Annotated in this window: 17 protein-coding genes and 1 pseudogene; 4 read left to right on the forward strand and 14 right to left on the reverse strand. The window is 57.4% G+C overall.

The genetic code is table 11. The annotated features are described in order from the left end of the window. Nucleotides 1-66 precede the first annotated feature (66 nt). From ACVIW0_RS06970 to ACVIW0_RS06985, 4 genes are all read right to left on the reverse strand, one after another. Nucleotides 67-510, reverse strand: a complete 444-nt coding sequence (locus ACVIW0_RS06970; RefSeq protein ID WP_461351648.1) for a hypothetical protein — start codon at nt 508-510, stop codon at nt 67-69. Continuing rightward, nucleotides 459-2,009 carry an nSTAND3 domain-containing NTPase gene (locus ACVIW0_RS06975; protein WP_461351649.1) on the reverse strand — a complete coding sequence of 517 codons (1,551 nt, stop codon included), beginning with the start codon at nt 2,007-2,009 and terminating at the stop codon, nt 459-461. Before ACVIW0_RS06975 ends, ACVIW0_RS06970 begins: the two co-directional genes overlap by 52 nt. Before the next feature lie 350 nt (nt 2,010-2,359). After that, a complete protein-coding gene (locus ACVIW0_RS06980; RefSeq protein ID WP_461351650.1) occupies nt 2,360-3,583 on the reverse strand; it encodes a type II toxin-antitoxin system HipA family toxin in 1,224 nt (407 codons plus the stop codon). Then, entirely contained in the window at nt 3,576-4,166 is a 591-nt protein-coding gene (locus tag ACVIW0_RS06985; RefSeq protein WP_461351651.1) for a helix-turn-helix domain-containing protein, read from the reverse strand. The genes ACVIW0_RS06980 and ACVIW0_RS06985 overlap by 8 nt, the downstream gene beginning before the upstream one ends. 130 nt (nt 4,167-4,296) lie before the next feature. Between ACVIW0_RS06985 and ACVIW0_RS06990 the strand changes: the two genes are divergently transcribed. Further along, nucleotides 4,297-4,791 carry a hypothetical protein gene (locus tag ACVIW0_RS06990; RefSeq protein WP_461351652.1) on the forward strand — a complete coding sequence of 165 codons (495 nt, stop codon included), beginning with the start codon at nt 4,297-4,299 and terminating at the stop codon, nt 4,789-4,791. A gap of 261 nt (nt 4,792-5,052) precedes the next feature. On the opposite strand, the pseudogene ACVIW0_RS06995 reads toward ACVIW0_RS06990, so the two are convergent. Further along, nucleotides 5,053-5,529: pseudogene (locus ACVIW0_RS06995) on the reverse strand (tyrosine-type recombinase/integrase); the annotation flags it as partial. Between the two features lie 917 nt (nt 5,530-6,446). Here ACVIW0_RS06995 and ACVIW0_RS07000 point away from each other — a divergent pair. After that, nucleotides 6,447-9,857, forward strand: coding sequence for an autotransporter family protein (locus ACVIW0_RS07000; RefSeq protein WP_461351653.1), 3,411 nt, complete (start codon nt 6,447-6,449; stop codon nt 9,855-9,857). A 1,030-nt stretch (nt 9,858-10,887) separates the two neighbouring features. Further along, nucleotides 10,888-11,511 (forward strand): hypothetical protein, encoded by a 624-nt coding sequence (locus ACVIW0_RS07005; RefSeq protein WP_461351654.1) that lies wholly within the window; start codon nt 10,888-10,890, stop codon nt 11,509-11,511. Between the two features lie 223 nt (nt 11,512-11,734). On the opposite strand, the gene ACVIW0_RS07010 is transcribed toward ACVIW0_RS07005, so the two are convergent. The 3 genes from ACVIW0_RS07010 to ACVIW0_RS07020 all read right to left on the reverse strand — a co-directional run bounded on the left by ACVIW0_RS07010 (nt 11,735) and on the right by ACVIW0_RS07020 (nt 15,084). Beyond that, nucleotides 11,735-12,010 (reverse strand): transposase, encoded by a 276-nt coding sequence (locus tag ACVIW0_RS07010; RefSeq protein ID WP_461351655.1) that lies wholly within the window; start codon nt 12,008-12,010, stop codon nt 11,735-11,737. A 337-nt stretch (nt 12,011-12,347) separates the two neighbouring features. Then, nucleotides 12,348-12,782, reverse strand: a complete 435-nt coding sequence (locus tag ACVIW0_RS07015; protein WP_461351656.1) for an SET domain-containing protein — start codon at nt 12,780-12,782, stop codon at nt 12,348-12,350. A gap of 895 nt (nt 12,783-13,677) precedes the next feature. Next, the gene (locus ACVIW0_RS07020; protein WP_461351657.1) at nt 13,678-15,084 is read right to left on the reverse strand and encodes a hypothetical protein; all 1,407 of its coding nucleotides are present in this window, start codon (nt 15,082-15,084) and stop codon (nt 13,678-13,680) included. A gap of 403 nt (nt 15,085-15,487) precedes the next feature. Here ACVIW0_RS07020 and ACVIW0_RS07025 point away from each other — a divergent pair, with 403 nt between their 5' ends. Next, nucleotides 15,488-15,724 carry a hypothetical protein gene (locus ACVIW0_RS07025; RefSeq protein ID WP_461351658.1) on the forward strand — a complete coding sequence of 79 codons (237 nt, stop codon included), beginning with the start codon at nt 15,488-15,490 and terminating at the stop codon, nt 15,722-15,724. A gap of 217 nt (nt 15,725-15,941) precedes the next feature. Here ACVIW0_RS07025 and ACVIW0_RS07030 read toward each other — a convergent pair whose 3' ends face one another. The 6 genes from ACVIW0_RS07030 to ACVIW0_RS07055 form a co-directional block, all read right to left on the reverse strand. Next, nucleotides 15,942-17,000, reverse strand: a complete 1,059-nt coding sequence (locus ACVIW0_RS07030) for a type III polyketide synthase (RefSeq protein ID WP_461351659.1) — start codon at nt 16,998-17,000, stop codon at nt 15,942-15,944. Between the two features lie 1,177 nt (nt 17,001-18,177). After that, nucleotides 18,178-18,453, reverse strand: a complete 276-nt coding sequence (locus ACVIW0_RS07035) for a DNA -binding domain-containing protein (RefSeq protein ID WP_229158575.1) — start codon at nt 18,451-18,453, stop codon at nt 18,178-18,180. 2,377 nt (nt 18,454-20,830) lie between these two features. After that, nucleotides 20,831-22,567, reverse strand: a complete 1,737-nt coding sequence (locus ACVIW0_RS07040; protein ID WP_461351660.1) for an ATP-binding protein — start codon at nt 22,565-22,567, stop codon at nt 20,831-20,833. Beyond that, nucleotides 22,564-23,082: an SIR2 family protein gene (locus ACVIW0_RS07045; RefSeq protein WP_461351661.1), complete on the reverse strand. Its 519-nt coding sequence runs from the start codon at nt 23,080-23,082 to the stop codon at nt 22,564-22,566. Before ACVIW0_RS07045 ends, ACVIW0_RS07040 begins: the two co-directional genes overlap by 4 nt. Nucleotides 23,083-23,149: 67 nt before the next feature. Further along, entirely contained in the window at nt 23,150-23,599 is a 450-nt protein-coding gene (locus ACVIW0_RS07050; protein WP_461351662.1) for a hypothetical protein, read from the reverse strand. A gap of 144 nt (nt 23,600-23,743) precedes the next feature. Next, the gene (locus tag ACVIW0_RS07055) at nt 23,744-24,580 is read right to left on the reverse strand and encodes a Crp/Fnr family transcriptional regulator (RefSeq protein WP_461351663.1); all 837 of its coding nucleotides are present in this window, start codon (nt 24,578-24,580) and stop codon (nt 23,744-23,746) included. Nucleotides 24,581-24,733 lie beyond the last annotated feature (153 nt).

Raw genomic sequence — 24,733 nt, forward strand, 5'->3', positions numbered from 1 at the left:
CCTGAGGGCAGGTCTGCGCCGGGCCCGCAATAGCCGCCGGAAAAAGATGGGCTTCGCCTGAATTCCCTAAACTTGCGCCGCATTGTTTGACTGGATAAGCGGCGTGAACACGTTCTTCAGCGCCGTATGGTCAAACACATCGTTCGCCTTGGCCTTTGAACCTGGGAATGACGGCGAATCCGAAACTTCGGTCTCCTCCTCAAGCTTCGTTATGCGATCCTTCACTCTCTCAATGGCGCGCGATACCGCTTGCGAGCTCAGCCCCACGCGCTCTCCGAGCTTATTGATCGTATCGATATGCTCCAGCAGCGTTGACTCTGAATCCATTTCTTCGACGACCGTCCCGACATTCTCGATTTCATACCGGATCGCGTCATCGACCGCCCGAAAAAGCTGGTCGGTCAGATGACGTCTCCAGTCATCGACCGCGTCCGATATTTTCTCCAGCTCTTCGGAGGTCAGGTTCGTTTCGAGCATGGAAACGGCGGCCTCTTCGAGGTGGTCTGCCATTTCATCGGCGCGTGCAGCTCCTCGAAGTAATCGCCATCCCTCAGTTTCGCTATCAATTCGATCGCCTCTTCTCCGTCGCGCCATGAATCGAGGCCGCTGACAGGTGATTGGGACAATTCAAACGCGGCGTCGGAAAACCGCGCGTCGTTCGTTTCCGCCCACCATCTGATCAGTAACTTGATGCGATCCGTGTTCGAAAGCCCCTTCGCATAGCGCTGCGAGATATGCTCTCTCGTAACGATCATCCATGTCGGCAATTTGGGAAACTCCTGCGCGACATCGGCAAAACCGAGAGCAAGCTTGGTGAGCGCGTCACCCGCCAAATGCATCTTGACACCAAATCGCCAGACGGCGTCAGCCCAGTCTGTTTGGCGGGCGCTCCGCGCAATCTCCAAAAGCAACGGCTCATCACTTAGATAGCCCGTCAGATAGTCGCGCAAGGAAGGATTGACGAAACCGACCTGAGATCCCCTGATCGAGACGAAGTCACCCTCAAGGGTTCGCAGGGATTCCTCGAAATCCTTGGGGCCATGGCGGTCGCCATATTTGGCGCAAAGGCGCGGATGAAGGCTCTCGTAAGCATCCCGAAGATCGTCAACTGTCATGCCGTATTCGGACCCGAAAAACAGCGCGATCAGAAGATGCTGGCGCGTCTTGGAGATATGCGTGCGAAACGCGATGTCCCACAACTGACCGGGATGATCGAGCGCGTTGATGAATGCCGCGGGATAGACGTCTGGCGCACCATCGCCAATACGGCTTACATCCGTCATCCATTCGATGATGCGCGGATTGAAGTTCTTGTGATCGACAATCGCCGCAAGTTCTCCGCTTGTGATCAGCGCCGCGATATGGTCCGAAGGTGTCCCCGCGACGAGCAAATGGTTGTAGAGAATGAGGGCCTTGATGCGGCGGGTGTAAATACCAACGTCGAGAACATACCTGCTGATATCCAGCCGCCGATCTGCCAGATATTCAGAAATCTGGCGCGCTTCTTCGAAAATATATGCTCTCGTGGTGAGGATGAACCGCGCGTTTGGCGAATTTCGGACGCGTTTAATGAACCTCGCCAGCTCTGAATCCTTGTGGGCCAGCGCGTGGCGGTCGAGAAGGACCTTCCCGAGAAAATCGTCGAATAGAAAGATCTGTTTGGTTTGGTCCTCAATCGCGGCCAGCCCGTCTTCTAGGCTGCGGATGGAGATCAGCTCCCATCCCTCCCCGCTATACGCGTAGCAGAGCATTTCAGCCAGGGTCGTTTTCCCGACACCCGGCGGCCCGGAAATAATGACGACATGGTTCGATTCGAGTGTTTCACGCGCGCCGTCGAAGCTAGGATTAGGCGCATAAACCCGCACCTTCGCTTCGATCTCCTTTTTAGTCATCCTGTTGAAGGCATGCGCCGCCGACCGAACGATGCGATCGAGGACCGCCGCGTCGGACAGCCAGAGCTTGATATGGGATTTCACGATATCCGGGTATTTCCTCAGCAACCCGTTCAAGTCGCCCGGTCCGAATATGTCGGCTTCGCTCTTGAGCGCCGGCCCGATAAGCCCGGCGAGTTCCGACTTGTTGAGCGGTGGAAGCGGACAGGAGGTGGCCAGGACTCACGGCCCGGATTGAGCTTGGCAATCGATGCGCTCTCTCGTTTTATCTGCGCCTTGAGCGAGGCGTACGAAGAGCGTGCATAATGCTTGGCGTGGCCGACGTGCCTTTGGCGTGGCGGCCGTCGAGTCCGCCGTCGGGCCCCGGCGCAAAGGCCTCGAACCGCATTCCGAATTCCCGGCCGATGAGATCGCGAACTAGGTCCTCAAAATCGACGGGTGACAAGTTTCCGAAGTCATAGGCCATGCTAAAGCTCGGTATAGAGCGGTATCGATGCGGCATGGGCGTCGATGATACTGACGACTTTCTTCTCAAGCGGCAGGTTTTTCTTTTCAGTCGCCCAGATCGCCTTGAAGCGCTCAACCGTCTCTGCGGCCGTATCGAGCACCAGCTTCTCGCGCAGCCTCGCTTTGGCTGCCAGATGTTTCAGCTCGTCTTTTGAAAACTCGCTCATCTTTTTCGTGCGCGAATATTTAAGCGCCATGGTGTCATCCGGAATGTACGGTATCGTCGACAGCAAGTCGTATGCGGGCGATAGAGTCGGTGTCTTCCCATCGGTGTAAACGAGGGACCAGTTCTTGAGGTGCATGTCGGCGTTGCCGATCAGGGTGCTGAACACGAGCCTGCGGATAAACTCCGCGATATCGGCGTCGCCGGTCTCAATGCCCAGCACGCCAGCTATGCGGCGGTAGGTGGCGTGTTCGTATTTGCCTTCCGGATAGATGCTGAACACCTGCGCGAAGTCTTCGATGTGGACGGGCCCCTTCTCGCCGCGGTCAAACCGCCTGATGGCCATTGCCTGTCCTTTTAACTCACCGATGCCTTCCGGCAGTCCGTCGATGGCCTCAAGGTCCAGCAGCTCAAGGTCGGGGACATCCATGCCCATCGCTTTCGCGAGGGTCATCATGGAGTATTCGTTCTCCGGAATGCCCGGATACTGTTGCGACGGCAGTTTCACGATCCATGAACCGCCCACGCCTTCGACCGGAATGACGAGGCCGCCCCCCTTCTTTCCGTTCTGCAGCGCCGAGAACTTGAGTTGAACGCCAGCGAGAGAAAAGCGCAGCATGTTTCTCCGCTCTTCTGGCGTCGTTTCTGCTTCGACCTGCGGCGGCAGCTCCTCGCCGTCGGCCGGGCGAACGGACACGGCGCCGGGCAAGTCCTGACCGAGCATCCACAAGAGAAAAAACTCGCTGTGCTCTTTCACGCCTGCTCGTTCGGCGAGGTACTTCCGGAGCGGGCCTTCCGGCAGCAGGTTCGAGAAGAACGACGGAACAACCTGACCGACGGGTTTGAAGTCGGTGATGAGCCCGCCATATTGGTCCTTGAAGGACAGGCTCAGGGTCGGCCGATTGGCGTCGTCAATATAAGCCTGATCGAATGCGAAGAGGTTGCGATTGCCCTGCACATGCGTGATTGTGCCGACGGCGCGACCTCCTAGCTGAACGTTCAAGACGGATACATCAGGCATCGTCGTCCTCATCGTCTACGGCATAGGCTGGCCTTGGCGCTTCCGAGGGGTTGTGCACCAGGTGATTGCGAACGTCGCGCAGCTTTCTGGAAATGTTGGCAACGGTGTCTTTCGATTGCGGGCTTGCTTGATAGCGCTTTAGCTTGTTGATTGCATCAACCACAATCTTGAGATCATTCTGGCGAAGCGGGGCGTGCTTGAAAAATCGCAAAGTTTCGACAATGCGGTCGAGGTCGGCCGAGCTGCCGTACAGGTTCTTCAATTTGATGACGAGGCGTTCGCCTCGCTCGATTTCGCGCAGCGCGGCCTCGCCTTGCTCGGGAGAAAAGCGATCCTCGGCCGGCTGACGGATGATGCCCTCCACGGCTGGCAGAAATTTCTTGGGCACAAGCACGACTTCAAGGTCGAGCGCGCGCGCGATCCGGAGAAAGCTCGACAATCCTGGTTCGAGGCGGCCTGTCTCCATTTGAGAGATGTGCGCTTGCGACAGGCCTGTGCGATCCGCCAGGGCGCGCTGGCTCATGCCGGTTTTGGTGCGCCGGCTTCGGATTTCGTGGACCAGTTCCTCAGACTCGTAAGACATGATACAATATCCTGATCGAGTCCCAGCTTTGATAAGTATAGTATATCGCTAGGCTCTTGCCAATGCCTTGATAAGTATCCTTATCAAATATGGAACTCGATAAGTAAACTATATCGGTACGAGGAAGGAAATGAGTAGGACCCAGGAAAAGGACCGGCGGGCCGAACGCCGCAAGCCATTCGCTCTGGCGCTCATGGACGACCATCTGACCGCTATCGGTCAAGTCGCTCTGCGCGGCGGCATGCTGGACAACCTGATCGAGCTGACTGCCGAGCAGTTGATTCAGCGGCAACCGCCGGTGATCCGGAAGGAGCTGAGCAAGTTTTCAACCGTCAGAAAAATCGAACTGATCAAGGAAGCGCTCACGCTGGACATGCCTGAGTGCTCGCATGCGATAGCGGAGTTCTTCAGCGAGATCGGCACCGCTCGCTCGGAAAGAAACGAGATCGTCCACCGCACCTGGCGGACGACCGATACGGACGAAGTCAAAGCCCTGGTCAGGGTCAAGGACAACGAACCGGAGGAGCTCGTAAGGACGCGTCACGGCGGAGAGCATGATTGCCCTCGCCAATCGCCTGCTCGACCTTGCCATCGAACTTGGCGATTGGAAGATGACAGCGAATAACGCCAACCTGCGCCGCTCGGCCAAAGCCCTAGGCATGCCGACGCCCGTCTGGCCACTGAACCCGCCGCGCAAATCAGCCAAGGACACCGCGCGCCGTTCAACCACCGATTGACCACCGTTACGGCGTGAACGAACGAAGAAGGCTGTCAGGCTACGTCACGAAAAAAGCCAATGATCTCCGGGACGCTCGAACAGGCAGGGCCATTCATAACGATCTGGTCAACGGCTGATGGCGCCACATAGTCGAATGCGTCAATGCGCTCAAGCAGCTATTTGCTGAGGGTTCTCGCGCACCGTGGACTGTTCATCGATGGCCTTGCTTAGAAATCTGGCTAGAGCAACCTTTCGCGAGTCGCGGTCCAAGGCGTAAGCAGTTTGCTTGAAAGTGACTCCGCCTAACAGGCCTTGGATGTAGCCTGAGATCGTGTCAGCCGCCATGATGAGGGCGGTGTCGAGTGTGTGTATATACTTGCTGGTAACCGACCCCTTCGCATGACCAACCAGTGCGGCGATCGTCACTTCGGTGAACCCGAGATCATTAGCGATGCTCGCGAAGCTGTGGCGCAAGACATGCGGCGTGACATCCGAAAGAGACGACTTTCGGAAAAGCTGCTCCCAATGATTGGGGAAGCTGCCAAAGGCGTTGTCGGCTCGATATCCTGGAAAGACATAGGATCCGAGCTTCTGCGATCTTTTCGCCTCCAGGAACTCCACCACCGGAAGCCCGACCGGCCGAACAGGCTGAGACCAAACGGCGTAAGCGTTGAATAGGTAGCTGCGATGCAGCAGGCTATACTTCCTCAGTCTGTAGACATCGCCGAGCTAGCTTGAGGTGGCCGGGCTTACGTCCCGATGCTCTACATCTGCCTGACGCAGGCTGGGCGAAGCACACGACGATGAGTGCAACAAATGCCTGCCTCTTGCGCCCCATTCAAAACTTGAACCGATCACGGCGATCGCCAGCAAAGATGAACAGGGCGCGCTGCAATTATCGGGCGGGGCAGTCGTTTTGCTCCTGTGCAATGGCGAGTTTGCGACAACATTGGCGGGGGACGCACAGGCATCGCCCGTTTTCACGCAGAAGGGCCGCCGCGCGGCGTTGCTGAGTTCATCTGTTTGCGCACGGCGAAGGCATCAGGCGATTTGGCCCGGCTTTTGCTCCGCTGCTTGTTAGTTGCGTGCAGTCAGTCGCCTGCTTTGTCGGGATTGGCGCTGCAGAATGCAGGGTCTGTCTGCGATCAAAAGACAATAGGAGCTTGCATTGTTAACGGGGCCCATGAAAACGCTCGACATCGGCCACGGCCGCGAAGCATCGGGCGGTCATCTTCGCTCAGGGGAGCCGCGGCTCGGCGGATCGCAAATGGCAAGCGTGAAGTGCCAGAGCTTGAGCTTGAGCTTGAGGAAGTTGAAATCAAAGTCACCAGCAATGAGGGACATACTTGTGAGTTGACTTGACTTCATCAAGGCTGACTTCCCTGCAGAGAACTAGCCGTCCTTTTGAATTGAAGTTCTACCGCCAGACTCGGGCTACGAAGGCGCAAGGCCGATGTCCGATCAATGACGGCTGCGCTACGCTGGCGGCATCTGCGTGCGCGCGCGCTCCAAGTTGGAAGGCGAAGCACGCCGGCAATCAAGACCTCGAACAGAATCTGTAAATGAAGACGAAGACAATTACGACCGTCGTGCTTGCGGCTAGTGCCTTGCTGGCTTCTCCCAGTAGAGCGGTTGAAACTTACGACGTTAGGGATCCGAACGGCGTGTCCTTCATCCGAGCACGAATATTCGCTCCCGGAGATGGCCCTTTCTGTTGTGGCGGAGGTGGCGAGCCGGCGTATTCAGTCCGGAATCTGCCGCAATGGGAAAAGGACCATTCGCTCGCAGCGATCCGCTATTGGGCCGAAATCATAAGGGTCAAACCCGGGCAGTCGCCGGCCGTCGTCAACATCGGCGGAATTCAGGGCAACACGGCATGGGCCTCAGTCCAGACGTCGCCTGACGGCGAGAACAAGGTGCAGGCGGCAGTCACCGGTCAGAATCCGGGCGAGTTGAACCATGGCGCACATGGTATGATCGCGATCGGCGAAATGGGATTTTCATCCGAAGCATACATTCCTTCGCAATTGCCAATGACGCCGAAGATCGGCCTGGCACCTGTTATGATTCATGAGTTTGCTCATCAGCTGGGAATGGCCGGTACCATTGGCGGCTATGATGGTTGGCCCGCCGAGCCGATATCACCGTACTTCCCTAAAGCGATAAATGCCTGGACTAACCATTTGTATGACGACAACGGCAAACAAGCCAGGCCCGGGCAGGTGATCTATTGCTCCACCTGCCTGAATCCTGCGGCTGATGACGTCTTTGACCTGCGCCGTGATCGTGGCTACTTCGCCGGAAAGCATGTGAGCGAAGTGCTGGCCGGTGCCATGCCAGGTATTCCGGTTCGAGTGAAGGGTGAGTACGGTGGGCTGGATGTCCCCTTTGTCTCGCACAGCGAACTGAAGAACAGTTTGATGAGCCATCAGGGATACCGGAACTACACCGCCCTGATGGAGGCGGAGATCGCCGCCTTCCAGGACATCGGCCAAAGCATTGATCGGCGTAATCTATTTGGTTACTCCATCTATGGCGCTGGTCGCGATCTGATAAACGACAATCCGTTCTTCGCCCGGAATGCTGACGGTACCGCCTATCTGCCAAATACATACAATACAGCTACGCTCGGACTGGGACTGCACGTCTATGGCAGCGGCAACACTGTGGTCCAGCGCGCCGACCTGCTTTCGAAAGGAGCAGGGGGCGCCGGCATCCGCGTCGACGGCGAAAACAATCACATCATGGTCCCGCCCGGAACCCGCGTGTACGCCGACGGCGCCTATGGGCGCGGGGTCATGTTCGCCTATGGCAAGGATCACACACTGACTCAGCGTGGCGATGTGCAGGCTCTCGGTGAGCATGGCATCGCGGCAAGTTTCGATTTTGGTAACAATGCGATGGGCAATGACTATGAATATCGTGGTTCGTATATTCGCACGATTGCCACCAAACCGGCCCCGATGCTGAGCGAAATCGCAGGTCCGCTCGTCAGCAAGTTCGATCTGACCGGTCGCCTGGCTGGCAGTCATGCGGCGATGTACATGTCGAACAATGGTTACGTCGGCGAGATCAATGTGATGCGTGGCGCAATGTTGTCAGGGGACATCCTGTCTGATTACAACCAGCTTGACGAGAACGGTGCTCCGCGTCTGACCAAATTAACATTCGGGTTGACGCCTGACGCAAACGGTCACTCGACGGAACAGCCGGATGCAAGCTTTGCAACCCGGTATGAAGGGAGCATCGTTGGACGCAACAACTTGTCACTGCAGTTGTCCGGCGGCGTCGTTTCGTTTACCGGCAATCACGAGGTGTACGACGCAACGGTTGCGCAAGGCGCAACCCTATCAGGTAACGGCAGTTATCTGCTCAATGCTAATGGTCGCTTCACCAACAGCGGTGCTGTCGCGCCCCTCATCGGCGGCCTTGACAACAGCATCAAGGTGAATGGCGACTATCTGCAAACCTCGACCGGTCGCTTGCAGGTCGCCGTAAACGATGCTGGCGCGTTCAGCCATCTCGTGGTGAATGGCAATGCAACGCTCGACGGCACGCTCACGATCAGCCCGCAGCGTGGCTGGTATGGTAGCGGCTTTAACGTCTCCTCAAATCAATGGCTGAATGCAACAAATCTTACGGGCTCGTTCGCGAACGTGACGACAGCCCTGCAATCGCCAACCTTGCTGGCGAGTGCCACGGCTCAAGGCGACAACACCTACGCCTTGACACTCTCCCGCCCATCCGATGCCTATTCGCGTTATGGGACCGACGCCAACAGCCGCCAGGTGGGCACGGCGCTCGATCGAGTAGCTGGCAACGCAGCTACAGGGCTGCACCCACTCGTCGCGGCGCTCGACTTTTCCGCGCCGGACGGCACGGCGGTGACATCTGGGCTGCGTCAACTTTCTCCGTCGATCTATGCGTCGGAGCAGAGCAGACGTGTCAATGACAGCTACTATGCGCGTTCGGCAATCTACAACCGTCTCGAACAAGCGTTTGGCGGCGCGCCAACCTCAGCGATGGCGGTGATGGGTTATGGTCCTGAGCCGAGGCGAGACGGCAGTTCTGCCTCTGCCACCGGCTTGGTCGGCCCGGCTTCTTCTGACCTGTCCTCTTATGACCTGCGGGGGTATGCAGCGTGGGCTTCTGCCTTTGGCGGATGGACGACCCAATCGGGCGATAGCAATGGTGCAAGCACCAGATCCACCATCAGCGGCCTCATGACCGGGATCGACACGCCGGTATTTGATGACTGGCGCGTCGGTGTCCTTGCGGGCTATAGCCGTTCCACTTTCAAGGTCGGCGCTGCTTCCTCGTCAGGCCGCAGCGACAATTACACGTTCGGGATCTATGCCGGCACCGAGTGGACCGTGCCGGAAGGGGCCATCGCCTTCCGCTCAGGACTTGCCTATACATGGCACGATCTTGAGATGAGCCGCAACGTTCGGTTCCCGGGCTTCAACGACAACTTGATCTCGGATTACGATGCAGGCACGTTCCAGATCTTTGGAGAACTGGGTTACAAAATCCATCTCGGCAAGTCTTCCGTCATCGAGCCCTATGCCAGTCTCGCCCATGTTCGCGCGGCGACGGATAGCTTTAGCGAGAGGGGATTGAACGGAGCGGCGCTTAACGTTCACGCTGGCACGATGGATACGACGCTCTCCACGCTCGGCGTCTACGCGACCACCCGTTTTCAACTTGGCCAGATAGCCACGACGGCGCGAGCCGATATTGGCTGGCGTCATGCCGTAGGCGACCTCATTCCGCTGTCGACCGCGAGCTTTGTTGCTGGTTCCAGCGCTTTTGCAGCTTCAGGCCTTTCCATTGGCAAAGACGTGGCACTCGTCGAATCCGGTCTGGATTTCCAGCTTTCGAGCAACAGCACCCTTGGCATCGCCTACCAGGGTCAGTTCGGTTCAGGCATCACCCAGAACGGACTAAATGCCACCTTCAACGTGAAGTTCTGATACGCACGCAATGCATTTCACCCGCGTGCTGCACAGCAATGAGATCACGTTATTTCGATCCAGATTTCCTCGACAAGAGGCTGGCGCTTATGATCGAGGCTAGCCTGCCTGAACGCCGATGCTGACGGATGTCGGAGCGAACTCTCTCTGGGGCAAGCAGCATTTGCATCAACGCTGACGATCTTCCGGCATCGTCTTGAGCCTCAAGCGTGGGGTGGGATCGAGCGGCCGGCCGACTTCGGGCAGGCGCAAACAGGCGTCGGCGGGCAAAGTCTCCCGTAAAGCCGGTGAAGTGGAGCGCTCGCATGATCACCGAGCGGGAGCCGGAGGTCCCAGCTGAATTCCAAAGGAACATTGGGGCGGAAGGACCGAGCGCCTGAGGGAAGGAAAACCTCGACGCAACGGGTCGCGAACGGCGCGACAAGTCAGGCTTCGGGACAGACAGCGCTGGACAAAGCCAGACGCGAACGCGCGCAACGGGTTCGGCCTTCCTGGCGAGGCCGAGGCTCTGGAGGAACGCTTGCGCGCTGCGGACGAGCTCTGGAAAAGCAGCGGCAGTGGCTGGAGCCCCTTTGCGGCGTGCCCCGGGAATAGGCCGGCGGGACCATACGAACCTCGTCCAATACGGCGTTGAGATAACCTCGTCTCCAGGCGGCTTAAACCTCGAAGGTCAACCATTGGGCCGTGACTTTGAAGTGACTCTTTTCCGACTGTACACGCGAAGTGAGGTGTCACTCAACGCGGTCAGCCGCTTCAGTGGTCTTTGGGGGTGGCTATGCATCGTGCTTCCGAGCCGGTTTGGCCCTGCGATACTGCGCGAAAACGCTGTTGGCTCATCGAGCAGCTCGCACGTTAAATCGCTTACATTAAGTGTCGGAAGAGGCTGAGTGGAGGGAACGAAGCGCGATGTGAGGTGGTCAGACATAATTGATTGTGCCGCGCATCTGCGGCGTGCCGCTTCGTCGCCTCTGCCGTAGAACGTTGGTGTGGTTCTTGCTGTGCATAAGCCGCTCAGTCGAAATGTTCGGTTATGGCGCTGACGATACGAATTCTTGATACAAAACAACGGCTAGCTTTGATGTCGAATGTGCGATTCAGTAGATTGCAATGGTGTTCTTTTGGAGCCGCAATCCTGCTCTGTTCGCCGCGACCCGCGCTCTCTGCCGACGTACCTCGCTCGCCGGAAACAGAGATTGCAAACAAGTTCGTTATGACGTTCCCCTTGAACGATTTTCGGCTTGTTGATTGGAACGACGTTTGTGCCGACCCCGCCAAGTTCATTGGGCGGCCTATCGAGCTTCGAAGGATGAGATGTGTCTACGGCATGGACGGCTTCCGCTGCGGTGCCTTTCCACGCAAGGTTACAGCCTCTGCAAAAACACTCACGGTTTTTGCAAGGTCTGTCATTCCGGGAGCCGAACGGGCAGTCTTGAAAAACAACTGCGCGACGCTTCAGGCGATGCTGGAGTCGGTCGCCTGCCGAAGGAAAATCCGGATCATTCCAGCTCAGTTTAGCGAATGGTTTGGCGGCGTGGTTGCGAAAAGTGTGGAGCTGAAGGCCGATAAGATACAAATACTACCCGGGTCGCGACCGAAGCGTTATGCCGGCCGGCTCAGCGCGAGGCGGTGGTGGAAACCGAAGTCAAGGCGCTAGTCTGGTAACGGGCGCAGACAGTAGCCACGTTCGGAAGGCTTCACGTTCATGGAATGGTCTCCACAGCGTCTTTGGACAAGCCGCGGCCTGGGTTTAACGGAAAAAGACGCGCGGGTGTCTGGAGGAGCCACCGGCCCAATTCTACGCCAAGCTTGGCTTGCTGGAGACGCGTGAGGATAGACGGCCAAGCCGATGAGCCTCTCAGCAGCTCGCATGCCAAACTTCACTGTGCAGAAATAAAGATAAAAAGCGCGGAGCCTCCTGTTAAGCCAAGGCAGCTCTTACCCGAGCGCTCGGTGACTGGCGCGACTCCTGTCGAACAGCGTAAGGCGGCGTAGTGACGTTGCTGCAGGGCATCGAAGACTTCTTTGAGCAGTGCGGCGAGCACAATCCTTTTCACTCCCGGCAAGGATACGATGATCTCCTCGTCAATGCTGCTTCCTTTGCCTCGGCTCGGCCTTTTCGGTCGGAATGAGGGGGAGCGCGCCAAGTGGTGCATTCAGAGCTCCACATCAACGCCTCGCCGATGCCAATACAGTGCGGTGGCTGCAATGGTGGACCTGTCGCTCACGGGCGCTCGGCAATTGACCGCCGATTTTGCTGCAGAACCACGTCGGCGCCACCAGCCTGCCAACGTGACCAAGGCGCAAAACTCTAGTTCTGGGTGGTCCCATCTTCGGTCTCGCTGCACAGCCAGTTGGCGTACCTAACCGCCGCTGGATGAAACTTCAGTGGCCGGTCACTTGGTGAAGCAAGCATTCGTTTCTCGCTGAAAGCAAGCATGTCCCGAGTCATCCCGGGTGCAAATTCGGAATCAATGTCTCCGGACTGCAAACTCAATCCAACGCGGCCTGTTGCCTTCCGAGCCCTGGATGCGGCGCTAGCTCTTTAGCCCACGATAAGTCGCACCTTGGATCGAAGGACAAGTAATCGCAAGTCAGTTCTTCACCGGGTTGTACGTCACGCGCTGTGAAAATTCGGCAATGATCCTCTTGATATGTGTTTGGCTGACTGCTGTGATTCATGAAACGGGCATTGTCAGCATTGTACTCTACAACACCATCATCAACATCGCGGTCTTTTGGATAGGCATGCTTGTCAAGTAAAGCTTGAAATGTTGGAGGTAAGGCTTCGTACTGTTGAGGCGTCACGGCAATGTCGACGATTGGATTATGAATCCAAACTAATGTGCCTTTAGGTAAAAAAGTAGCAGAGAAAAGTCCGATGCCGCCGAAGTGGTCTGGCTTCAAAATTGTTTCAACAATCAACACCGAATATCTCCAGAAGTGACTTACGCCGAGGAAGCTAACTGACCTAAGTCCCGCAAATCTCCTGCAAGTATTGGTAGGGTTGTTTAATCGCACCTCCGCCACAATTCCGATTTTTCTTCGAACTCTGGTTTGTCTTCGCTGCTGCTGTCTGATCGGGATCTCAGCGAACTGAGCGAGCGTCGGTGGCATAGTTGGGAGGATCTATGCACCGCTTTCAGAGATTGCAGCGACTATCCTAAAAAAATAGGGAGGGCATTGTTGGCCGGGGAGGCGCAGGATGCTGATGTCAAGAACTATAACCAGGACACTTCGGTTGATGGCAACGTCGGCGCAGCACTGGCTCAGCTGCGGAAGTCGTCGGTCTAAAGCGATGGCGATCGCGCCCGGTATCCCGACATTGCTGATCCCGAAGATACGGCACTGATAGACTCGAGGCGGATCGACGACGCCGCAGCACGGCGTTGGCCAGAGGAGCTGCGGAAGGCCACGACCAGGATGTGCATTTGGGCTGATGGACCACCAGACTCGTCGTCATCAGTTTGCGCCAGTTCAGTCGACCGGGGTTTTGATGGGAGGCAGGAAGCAGCCACTTTACTCCGAGGATGCTTCCTTTATTTCGGGGGGTGAGGAGGGCTTTACGAAGGGCAATGCCGCCAAACGTTCCGTCAAGAACACCGTAGGTTTTTCTTCACAGCTTTGACGGCCGGCTCTTCGATAACAAGATGCTACGGCCATTCGGCTGAACGAGGAAGAACTGGGCTATGATGCGCGCAAGTTCATCGGGACGGGTAGCGCTCATCTACACCGCCCACAAATGTGGCCAAGCTCGCAAGAGTGGCTAGAGCGAGCTATCGTCCATTAACAAGCCCGATACCAGAGCTATTTGGACGGGCTCCTAGCGTCGGGAGCGTCCGTCGTCTCCATTCGTGGGGTGATGGATGAGCCGAACGTCATTGGGCCCTCCCGGGCCCAAGACGGCGGTGTAGCGCTCGCCACGAATGTCGTACTGTTTTTCCGGCTGCGCCGCGTCCGGCAAGAGGCCCCAGCGGTCGAGCTTCGAGATCATCGTGCCCGGGGCGGGTTGGGTGCCGTGCGAAAAGCCCTCGGGAACGGCCCATGATGCAGCATAAATCTCGCGGACCGCGGGGGCCGTCGTCTCAGCCCGGGAGGACGCCGGAGCGGCTTTTTCCGTCGACCGTCCACGCTGCGCTTGCGAGGCCCGATTCGCCGGCTGCGCACTGGGGTGCGGAACGTCTTCCGGTCGAAAGCCGGGACGCATGGCAGCGCCTAGCGGATTGAGTGGGCTGCTTCGCCTCATCGTCGCCGCGGGCACGAACAGCGCGGTGTATCGGTCAGTGTGAACCACGAAACTGTTGGGTTGGCTGTCCTGGCTCGGCGGGATGCTGCTACCGTCAAGCGCAGCCGACGCGTGCTGGTCGCCCTGCCGGAAGTTGAAGGGACGAACGACCGCTCCTAAATCCCGGGGCTGCTGATGGCGCGCGGTTGGCTCGACAGACGATGATGGGCCGGCGTCTCCCGCCATCGCCCACAGCTGATCCTGATCGTAACCTTCCTCAGGAAGGACCAATGGCGAACCGACCGCTGGCCCGAAAGGCGACGGTGCGCCGGTGCTTTCCATCAGCACACGAGCCATTGAATTGCCCGGCTCGCTCAGCTGGCGCTCAATAGCATCCAGTTCCGCATGGCTTAGCGTCCTCTGCCTCTTCGCAGGACTCAACTGCCCGCTGAAATCCTCGCCCATGAGGGCCGCGTGACTTGAAAGAGAGGCGATCCCCGTCCGTTCATTCGCAGCCAGCTGGTAACCGTCGCTCCAGTTGAAGTGACGTACGGCTTCTCCGGGTTCCGGTGCCTGGTGATCGCGCGCGGTTGGCATCAGAGACGATGCCAGCATGGCTTCGTCCATCATCCCCCGCAGCGGATCCCGACCGTGATGTTCCGCAGTCAGCTGCCTCGGCCAACTTAAAGCTTCTCGCGGCGGGCTGTGCTGAGCGACGGCGCCCCCGAGGCGTCTGGCAACGGCCTCTTCGGGATGAGGATCTTGGGCCCTATGGTGCACAAGTTCCAACGCCTCGGTGAGTCTACGGTCTTCGTCGAACAAACGAGGATAGTAGTGATCTGGAGAAACAGGAACCCCTGCGACGGCACGGGTATCAAGCTGCGACACTTCATCCAAGTACGGCTCAAACTCCGTTTGCTGCTGCTGCTGCGGCGGCTGTGGCTCCGCGGCATTGTGAGCAGCGCGATCTTGGTTGAATGGGTTGATGCTGTTAAATGGGTCCATGTCACCTCCCGTTTGAGCCGGTCGCAATCCCGAGCAGATAGTGTCGCTCTCTGTACTCGCTCTATTAGGTTCAGCTGTCGACAAGCTGACGCACTTAGAGACTTAAGAGAGAGCCAGATTGGCTAGCCCCTGCCACACTCACCAGAGGGACGCGCCAAGGATTCCGGATTGCATTTTTCGGAAAGCACCGGCTGGGCCGAGTCGGAACTGGCAAGAGCAAATACCATTTTGAGTAGTATCATGGGACCTACTTTCGTCTTTAAATAGATGTGTGTCCTGAGCGGGGATGTGCTCTGACGATGCCGTCCGGACGGTGCCCTGAGGCAGACCTCTTCGTTGAAGTGTACTCTGGCCGCTAAGGAAAATCGGATCCAGCAATCTTGGCACGTCCGCGGTGCGGACAGTGCAGGAATTTCTGCATGCGACTGATGTGAAGGTGGACGTGATGTGCGACATGTTGCGTGTCCCCAGGAGCGGACTTGAATTATTGCACTCGCAAGGCGTCATCCATCGAACGGGCGAGTACCTGAAAATCGAGCAAAAGCGCTTTCCGGTCTTCAAGGCCAGCAGGGCACTGCATGAGCGACTAAACTGTGACGAAGATTTGAAGTTGATCAAATCGCCGTCTGAGGTCACCTAGAAGGGGACATCCATCGGTTCAGGAGCGATGCTACAACTGCAAGCGGTCTCGCGGACGCTGTTGGGTACCGTTGAGCAGACCTGACCAGCGGCAGCATCTCGGCGCGCGAGCACTCGACGGCACCAAGCGAACAGTTTGGCGAAGCCGATCAGGACTGGGCAACCCACTGCAATTGGTTGCCCGGCCGCTCGAAGTGGACGGGCTTTGCGTGTGCTGCTTACGTGTCGGCCCATTTCAGCAGCGTCAGTTCGGCTGAGAAGCCTGGCCCGAAGGCGCCTAAGATACCGTATGATCCTGGCGCTTGCTTCTCATGCGCCAGCACGTGTTCCAGCACGAATAGCACAGTTGCGCTCGACATATTTCCGTGAAGTCGAAGTGTCTCATAGCTGGAAAAAAAGCTGTCAGAGGATCTGCCGAGGCCTCGCTCACAAACTTCCAATACTTTTCTCCCGCCAGGATGAAAGATAAAGCTCCTTACTTGGCCAGGAAGGACGCCAGCCTCCGCGAGCAACGAGCTCATTGCACGTGGCATCAATTCGCTAATCATTGACGGAATGCGTTCGGAGACCACGACTTGAAATCCGGAGTCGCCAAAATGCCACCCCATTAGAGAAGTCGAGTCCGGGTGAAGCAAACTCGTACTTCTCACGATATCCAGCTTGCCGATACCACTTTCAGCTGGCCCGATGAGTAACGCCGCAGCGCCATCTCCAAAGAGGCTTGAGGCGACAACGTTCTTTGGCGTGAGATCATTCGGTTGGAATGTAAGGGAAGTCAGCTCCACGGCAACGAGGAGAATACGTTCGTTGGTTGCTCGGCAAAGGGCTCCTGCTAAACTAACTCCCGATGCTCCCCCAGCGCATCCGAGGCCAAAAATCGGCGTCCGCCCCACGTCTGGTCGCAACCCGGCTTTGAAGATCAGGTCCACGTCGAGACTAGGGGTCGCTATCCCTGTCGTCGAGACGAACAAAACTCGATCGACTTGTTCGGGCTTAACCCCAGCCCGGTTGAGACAGAGCACGGTCGCTTTGCAGGCGAGCTCCTTCGCCCAATCCAAATATATCTGGTTGGTCTCACTTATGCGATGCTCATCGAGGAGCCATTCGGGCGTAACACAAAAGAACCGCTGATCGACTAGCGCATGATCGAATACGCTAAGGTATCTCTTCAGCTTCTCCATTCTGGATACGAAGTGGTGACCCGCCAAAGCCTTGAGGTCGCTCTGAGAGAACCGAAATGGTGGCAAAGCCGTCCCAACAGCCAAAATTCTGGACATCAGTGCCTCTTGTCGCTCGACATGGAATCAGACCAAATAAGGACGCCCGCGACATCCTGCCGTTAGTGCACGTGGACCTAGCCGACGTTAATGTTCTGCCCAACGCGGGCAGTTCCTACGGAGCCGCTCGTCGGAAAGCCTGCGCTTCCGGTTGTACAAAGGCCAACGATCGGAGGGCCCATGGCGGCCAGTCGTACTCAGCGCTGACGGCCAAGTGGGTAGAACAGAAGACTTTATCTCTACGTCTGCTGCACAGCCCTGCTGTCCGTCGCTGCCCTTGAGGGTCGGCAGCGTAGTCGCAAGTTCGCACGTCTGATATTTGTTGCTGACGACCGCAGTAGCGCCTTTAGTAGCTCCTTTTGCGTACAGGAAGACGTCATTCCAGGCGTCACCGAGTTGCCTTTCATCGCGATTCCAAACATCGACTTGGCGATCTGCCAGCGGGAGCCGATTTCGCCGCCGAGCGGACTTCCTGTTGCGCCAAAACACGTGAGGCAGGAGGTGGCGCACGGACCACATCTGCGGCGTTGACGAATTCCCAGCATCGACGGCGATCGGAGCGATTGAGACCGACATCAGAACCGCTTCGCTCGCAGAGCCCCGTGACCAGACCGGCGACAGCTGCAACTAGCAAAACGATGGCCATCGCGCCCAGAACTAGCCATTTCATTGTTCGCGACCCAATCCGAGGTCAACGTTTTTGAGAGGTTAACAGATGCAGATGCATGCCATGTGGCCGTCTTCTTGATCAATTGGTAAGGTTGGTAGGTGATTGGAAATAATGTGTCCGCCTCTGAGAATGAATGGCTCGTCTTCTCCTGCGCGGACTCAAATGAGTTCGTCGCGGCAAGCCGTGTTGCCAGGCGTCGGATATACTGACGGGATTTCGCGTAGCTGACATGTCGGACGAAATCGGCTCGGGCGTCGCAAAATATTTTGGCGATGCCCGCCACGAGCCGGGAGCCTGTCAGGACCAGTTATCCGCAACGCCGCGCGGGACAGACCTAGTGCAGGCCGCAAGCGATCACAGTAGAGGCTTCCCATCCGTGTGAGGCGGATCCACGGGACAGTGATTGTTGTTCTTATTGGAGCTTAATTGATTGAGTTCGGCTCTTTAAAGGCCGACATTGCAGTTTGGCCGGCTTGACGTGTCATGGTTGCGAGGTGATCCACTCGTCTAGTTCCGAGCGTCACTGCGAAGCTGCCGATAACCGTCATCTGCTATCCACTTTGCCCGAGCGAGATGACTGTCAAAAGCGCGACGCGCCCGATGCCAGTCGTGGGCAGGGTCAACGTGAAGAACAACGCGCGCTACCTCGCGCCAGTCTGCACCCTCAGCTTCAGCGTCGAGCAGCCGCCAGTATGTAGCCAAATGTTCCTCGTCATAGACGGTCAGGCTCGCACCCGATGGTGCAATGTCATCGACGGTCAAATCGAGCAGCGGTTCCTGCACTGAAAGGTCTCCCGGGCAGCTTTAGGGGCAACGAAGGGGATCGTCGCGAGTTTGGTGCGTAGTCGCGGTATCTTCCGATTGTGGAATAGTTTTGGTGATGCCTGAGGCACATCAGGTAATGCGATTTGCGCAACATCTGTAACGCTTCACCGTTGCACTCCTATTGTCACTGCGCTGAAGGGCCGGCTTGGCATGCCATCGATCATGAGCTTGGGTACAAGTGATGATTCTCAAAGCTGGAGACATCAACGAAAAGTGGAGTGAAACTCGCAGGCAAGGGATGGCGCCGTGTCGACGCCAACCCGGCAGAAATGTTCGTCGCAACATTGCCGAGAACGTCATACGGTCAATTTGGACTCAAGTTGGGCGATCGCAAAGCCAACGCGATACTTGCGGGCAGTGCCGAGAGGTTCGCGAGCGCGTGAGCTATCAAATTTGCGCCCGGGAGATCGGCGCGATTGTTTTGCTATCATGGCTCTCAATCCTGGTCTGAACTCTGGTGATGCAAAGGGTCGGCCGCGAGTCTGTCGCGGCTGGCGCGCGAATCTGCGCGCAGGCTGTTTCAGTAATGGGAACGAGATGCGACCTCTCTGAAGAGCGAGCGGATCTCCGTGGTCAGGGCGGCCGTCGTCGCATCGCGAGCAGTCAGGGCTGCAGAGCGCTCCGCTGCTTTGATCCGTTCAGGCGCGGCAACTCGCCGTGCGGGATAGATCGCTGGATTTGCGGTGGTGCATTGGATCGTGATTGCACCAATTCAAGTGAGTTGACGTCTAACGCAACGTACGAAACACGCTGTTCGCCGCGAGCCATGGCGCGTAGAACTGCAACACGATTGAGGAATTTACCTGTTGAGCGCATGCGATTTTGTCAGCTTCGTACAGAGTGACGAGCATATGAAAGCGCTTGGAATTGAAAGCGCCACCATTTAGTAGTCTGGCCCCAACCTCCTTGTAGGCCGACCGATGCTGATCTGTGATGTTACGTGTCGATGCGGTGTCGCATACGAACGCGCGGAATCGGAGCGGTACAAGTGCCTGTCGCTTGCCGACAACTATCGATGCGACTGCTGCGGGTCGCAGTTGGAAAGGCACGAACCGGAATTTCTTATCGCGTATCGGCGAGCCTTTACTCCATCCGCCCATTCCCTCTGCCAGAGCAAGACGAGCTCAACCTAGCCTGCTTTAGAGGACAAGCGCGAAGGCCGAGCTACGCGACCATTCAGAGATGAGAGAAGAGCGCATTAACCCGCTGCGCAATGCCAATTTCCAATGCGATCGGTGTGACCGTGGGGTACTCAACTATATCCTGATTGGGACAAGTAGGTGTAGCGTCGTTCACAGCGACGAAAAAACGATCCCTTCCGCCAATACAGCAATGTTGTTAAGCTGACGAGTTTCAGACTTGCGATCAGGCCGACTGAATATTTCTGCGCAGTTACGAAATTACTTGCTAGCCAATTGTAATAGCTAAAACCATCCCCCGTACCTCAGTCTCATCTCGTCAGCTCGACCGGCCGCCGATTGTCCAGCCTTATCGGGCAAGCCGATGTCGGTTCGTAGCCATGGCCGTGCGGGATACTGCTCGAACCTGCGCGGCCTTGGGAAGGTACACCAACGGGCATCGCAAATGGGTTGCCGAGTGTCCGGTCCCTTGGGTTCCCGGCGTGAGAGCGAGGACGAAATCACATCGGAGCTATTTTTCTCCAATGGGAGCCGGTTCGATCCGCGCCGCTGATCGCCACAGGAATACTCCGATGGCGAACGACGATCTCCTACCAATTCTGGCGAAATGGCAGAGTCTGCGATGAAGCAGGGCTAGGAGCGCAGCCAAAACGAAAGCTGAACGGTCAGCCCTGGCTGATGATGCTATTGTGGCCGGCGCGAGCGGCCGCCCAAACCCGCATCGCCGTGCCAAGCAGGGCGGCCTCGCTCCAGGGACCAGGCCGCTCCAACAGCTTACCCGCCAGGCGATCGGAAGGGTGGAGAGTTGGCTAGGCATGCGGCCGGACGATAATGTGTGCCGATGCCGAGCCCTCAGGTGCAATAGGACATATGCATGCGCCAGCATGGGGCCGACTCCTCAGCTCATTCGAGCACGAGTATGTGGCCATCTCCGTCGCCCGAATGAACATCAATTCGCCGACAAAGATCCGACTTATCCAGGGCGCGGCAGCAAGGTCCACCGTTGTGCTCGCCTAGGACAGGCTTTAATTTACGAGAGTATCGATGCGCGAGATACTGCCGAAGCTATTCTTGACGATTTGCCGGTCAGCTGGCCTCGAACACGCCTACCAGCCAGACGGCCGCGCTGGACAAGATTGAAGCCGAGATTGGAGTGGCCAACCGCCGAGCAGGAGTCATTGCTCCCGTTGGTTGCATCAGGCCATCAGCGTCTGGCGTCGCCAGCTCTCGACGGCCTTGTCGAGAGCAGCCGTTGCCTTCGCATCTGCCCAGCGGTCCCAGAATTCGATCGTGCCGCTGAGCGGTTCGTTGCGCGGCTTGGCAATGCGGATCCGCGTCGGCAACAAAATTGCATCACCCACGACAAGAGCCTCGCCGGTATCCAGAACTGGAAGCAGGTCGCCAAACCCGCCCAGACTGTCGGGCAGCAGGCGGCGGACCACGGTTTGATCGTCACCATTGGTGAGCCGCATGGCGATCAGATTGTTGCACTGGCTGACGACTGTGCGGTTCACCTCCGCCGGCCGCTGGCTGATGACGACCAATCCGACGCCATATTTGCGGCCTTCCTTGGCAATACGCTCAAATATCGCGATCGCATTCTCAGCAGCTCCGGAGCTCGCATCCTGGGGGATGTAGAGATGCGCCTCGTCGCAAAAGAGGGCCACGGGATGACGGGCGCCCTGTGCGCTCCACTGCTGCACGTGAAAGACCATGCGCCCGACCATCCCGACGATGAGCGGCAGAATGTCCGATGGCACTTCTGAGAAGTCTACGACCTTTACACCGCCATGGCCGTCCTTGGCCGCGCTGCTGCCCAGTAGCAGAGTCACGACTTCCTCCAGCCAGCCATAGCTATCCGCAACGCCTGCAGACGGGAAAAGAAACCCAAGCCGACGATCGGTGCGCTTGCCCTCAAAGCGCTGGATTAAGCGGCTGGGCTTGCCATGAAAGTCACCCTGCTTCTCGGTCCGCACTCCCGGCACCATTTCGGTATTCAGCCGGTTGAGCTCCGCAAGGACATTGTCAAGCGCGAATGGGACGGGGCTGTCGATCGTGAAGTTGGCGAGCACATCCTTGTGTCCCTCAGCCGTCAAAAATGCGGTCTTCGCATCGACGATGGCTCGCGACATCAGCATGGCTTGGTTCGGCGCGTTCTGGTCGGTGCGATCAACGAACATCGAAATGAGTGCTTCGTAGCTCATAAGCCAATAAGGCAGATGGAGTACACCGTCCGATAAGCCTTTGCCGGCCTCGATATCAGCTGGGCCGGCGACACGAAGATGCACGAAGCCGTTGCCGGCCATAGATCGGTACTCGCCATGCATATCGAATACGATGGCGTTTGCGCTCGTAAGCTCGGCCACTTGTTCAAGAAGACGGGCAGTTGTCCATGATTTGCCGGAGCCGGTGCTACCGACGACAAGGGCGTGACGCTGAAACAACCTATTGCCGTTGACATAGGCTTCAGCGTTAGGATCAAGCGTGTAGCAACCAAGCGACAGACGCTGGGATCCGGCGGTCACCTCGGAAATAACGCCCATAAATCGGGTGAGCCGTTCCCCCTCGAGCGCAAAGCAGCATGCATCGATTTCTGGAACGGTTTCAAGGGTGCGCCGGAATACGTTGGAGCGGAGCCCGTCTTTATCGATCAGCGTTCCAATCAAGGCAATGCGGACCAGGTTTACTTCGGGGAGGGGCTCCTCCGCGCGCTCCAGGTCAGCCACTTTCGCCTGCTCGAGCGCCGTGCGTGTAATCTTGTGGATGACGCCGATCAGCTTGTGACCGGCCAAACTGCTTTGCAGTGCCACCAGCCGATTAACTTGGAGCGCGCGGAGCGAATCAATATCGTCGACCCGGACGATCACGGTTGCAGTATCGACCGATTGAACGCGCCCGAGCGCCTCTTGATCAGTAAAGTTCAGGATGCTCACGGGCCGATTCCTATCATGTGATCCAGAAAACAATCGAGACGCCACAGGGGCGTATCGATATCGAAGCCAGTCGGGAAGTGGTGCATGTACGCACGTGAGCCGGCGGGACCGTTTTCGATGGCCAGATAGCGCCGACACCGTCCGCTGCCCAGGAAAGCCTTTGCGCTCGCAGTCAATTCCTTTGTCACGACGACCAATGGCACGGAATCACGGTCGCAGCGTTCAATCAGCTTGGTTTGGACGTGCTCGTCATTGAAGCCGTAGCCGACACAGAAACAGGACCGGGCACTATCTAGCGCTTTATCGCTACAGCCGAGGATCGTGCGGAACGGTTCACCATGGGTTAATCGGTATTTGTCAATACCGGGCGTGATCATGAGTGGCGCATGATTCGCTGGGATCGCAAGTGCGCTTCTCACGCCAACAATCTGGTTGGCTGCGTCCTGGAACCAATCGAGCGATCCATGGACCTTCCAAACCGCCACTGTGCGTGATTGCCGCCCGTCGACCGTCACGCGCGTGTTCGCAGCTCGTGCCCGACTTTGCAGGTAGCCATAGTTGAAACCGGTGAACGTACTGACTTCAGCCGCGTCCCAACCGGTCGTAGTTGGGTGTCACAACGTGAATAGTGGTATGTGTACTGTCGAACAGGTGCCGATAGAGCCTGGAGAGCGGAAGAGCGTGCCGATTGGCCAGTACCAATGCGAGGACAGCCAGATCGGAGGGCAGCAGAAAGTCTCGGGCGAGGCCCGCAACGAACAACGTTTGACGATCGGTCGGGCGCACAGCCTGGAGTGCGCTTTCAAGATCGCGGCCAGCTTTCATCTCGCCAAGAAACGAGGACCATTCAGCATTCTCTTCAACCGTCCAGTCGGCTGGACGCGAGGCCTCGGACAAATGCGCCGCCAAGGCACCCATGCCAGGCACACCATGGGCTGCTGAGGCTCCGCTTCCAAGTATGATGACCGGCGTCAAGCTCAGCGCGTGTTGCGCAAATTCCTGCGCGATATCTAACTCGCTCTTCGCCGCCATGCCCGCTCGCAATCACACGAATGAAGTCGCGTTGAGCATAAGCGAGCCTTTTCGCACGCGCAGAGCTTGCTTGGTGTAGTTGAATGGCTCGGGTTTGACTCGAGGGTACCACATCGGGCGATGCAAGGTGCTTTTCACGAGTTGCTAGCTCGCCTGGTCTTCTTTCAGAGTGCGGACTGAAGAGGCGGCATAGGCGGCCGAAACGAGCTTGTAGCAACAGCATGCCTTTTCTTCGAGCGCTTTGGGTTCATCAACCTGCAAGACGCCGCGCATCTTGCGAATCAGCCCTTGCTCCTCAAAACGGGTCAACGTTTCCGTGACCCCTGCGCGGCGCAGTCCAAGTACCGAAGAAAGGTAATCGTGGGTGACTGGCAGCACGCGAGCGTCAACAGCCTCGCTGGCGAGGCAAAGCCAGCTAGCGAGGCGTTGCTCACGATGGTGCCGGACCCCGCATAAGCCTGTCTGAACGCACTGAAATGTCAGCGCTTGGATGTAGTCAAACAAACGGTCTTTGATCTCCGGATGCGCCTTCATGATGCGGCGCAAATCCTCGACGCGAATTCTGTGCGCGGTTCCAGGGAACACGACGACGGATTGATGAGTTGAAAGATGTCCTCCCCACAAGAATGAAGTGCCGACCACGCCCCGGTAACCTATGACTGCGGTTTCGAGCATACTGCCCGCGGCAACAACTCTCAGCGAGACGAGGCCGCTCTCTATAAAGTAGACGTGCTCGACCGGCCTTCGTGGTTCTTGCAGAACCATGCGTTCTTTCAAGACGACCGGCTCGAGACACTCGCCAATTGCTGCAAGCTGTTGCATACAAAGACGGCCCAGGATGACGTTCTTCACAAAGGGCCGCTTCGCAGAACGCACCGGAAGGGAAAGCTGAGGCTCGGGTCGCGTGCCCGGCGGCTGCTTGAGAACTCTATCTTCAGAGCACTCAAGCACTTCCAGGACAGCGGGCGCGCGGTCGGTCATGGTCCCTCTCCTGGCAATAGGCATTTGCTTGCCTGCGCCTGACCGTAACGAGAACGTGATTGCGACTATAGCAGCATCTCCGTCTTGAATTGATGCGACGATGACCCATCGGCGCCCAATTCCCGCGTTGGGAGGCCTATCTTCGATTGATTT

It is taken from the genome of Bradyrhizobium sp. USDA 4454 (genome assembly GCF_054822705.1).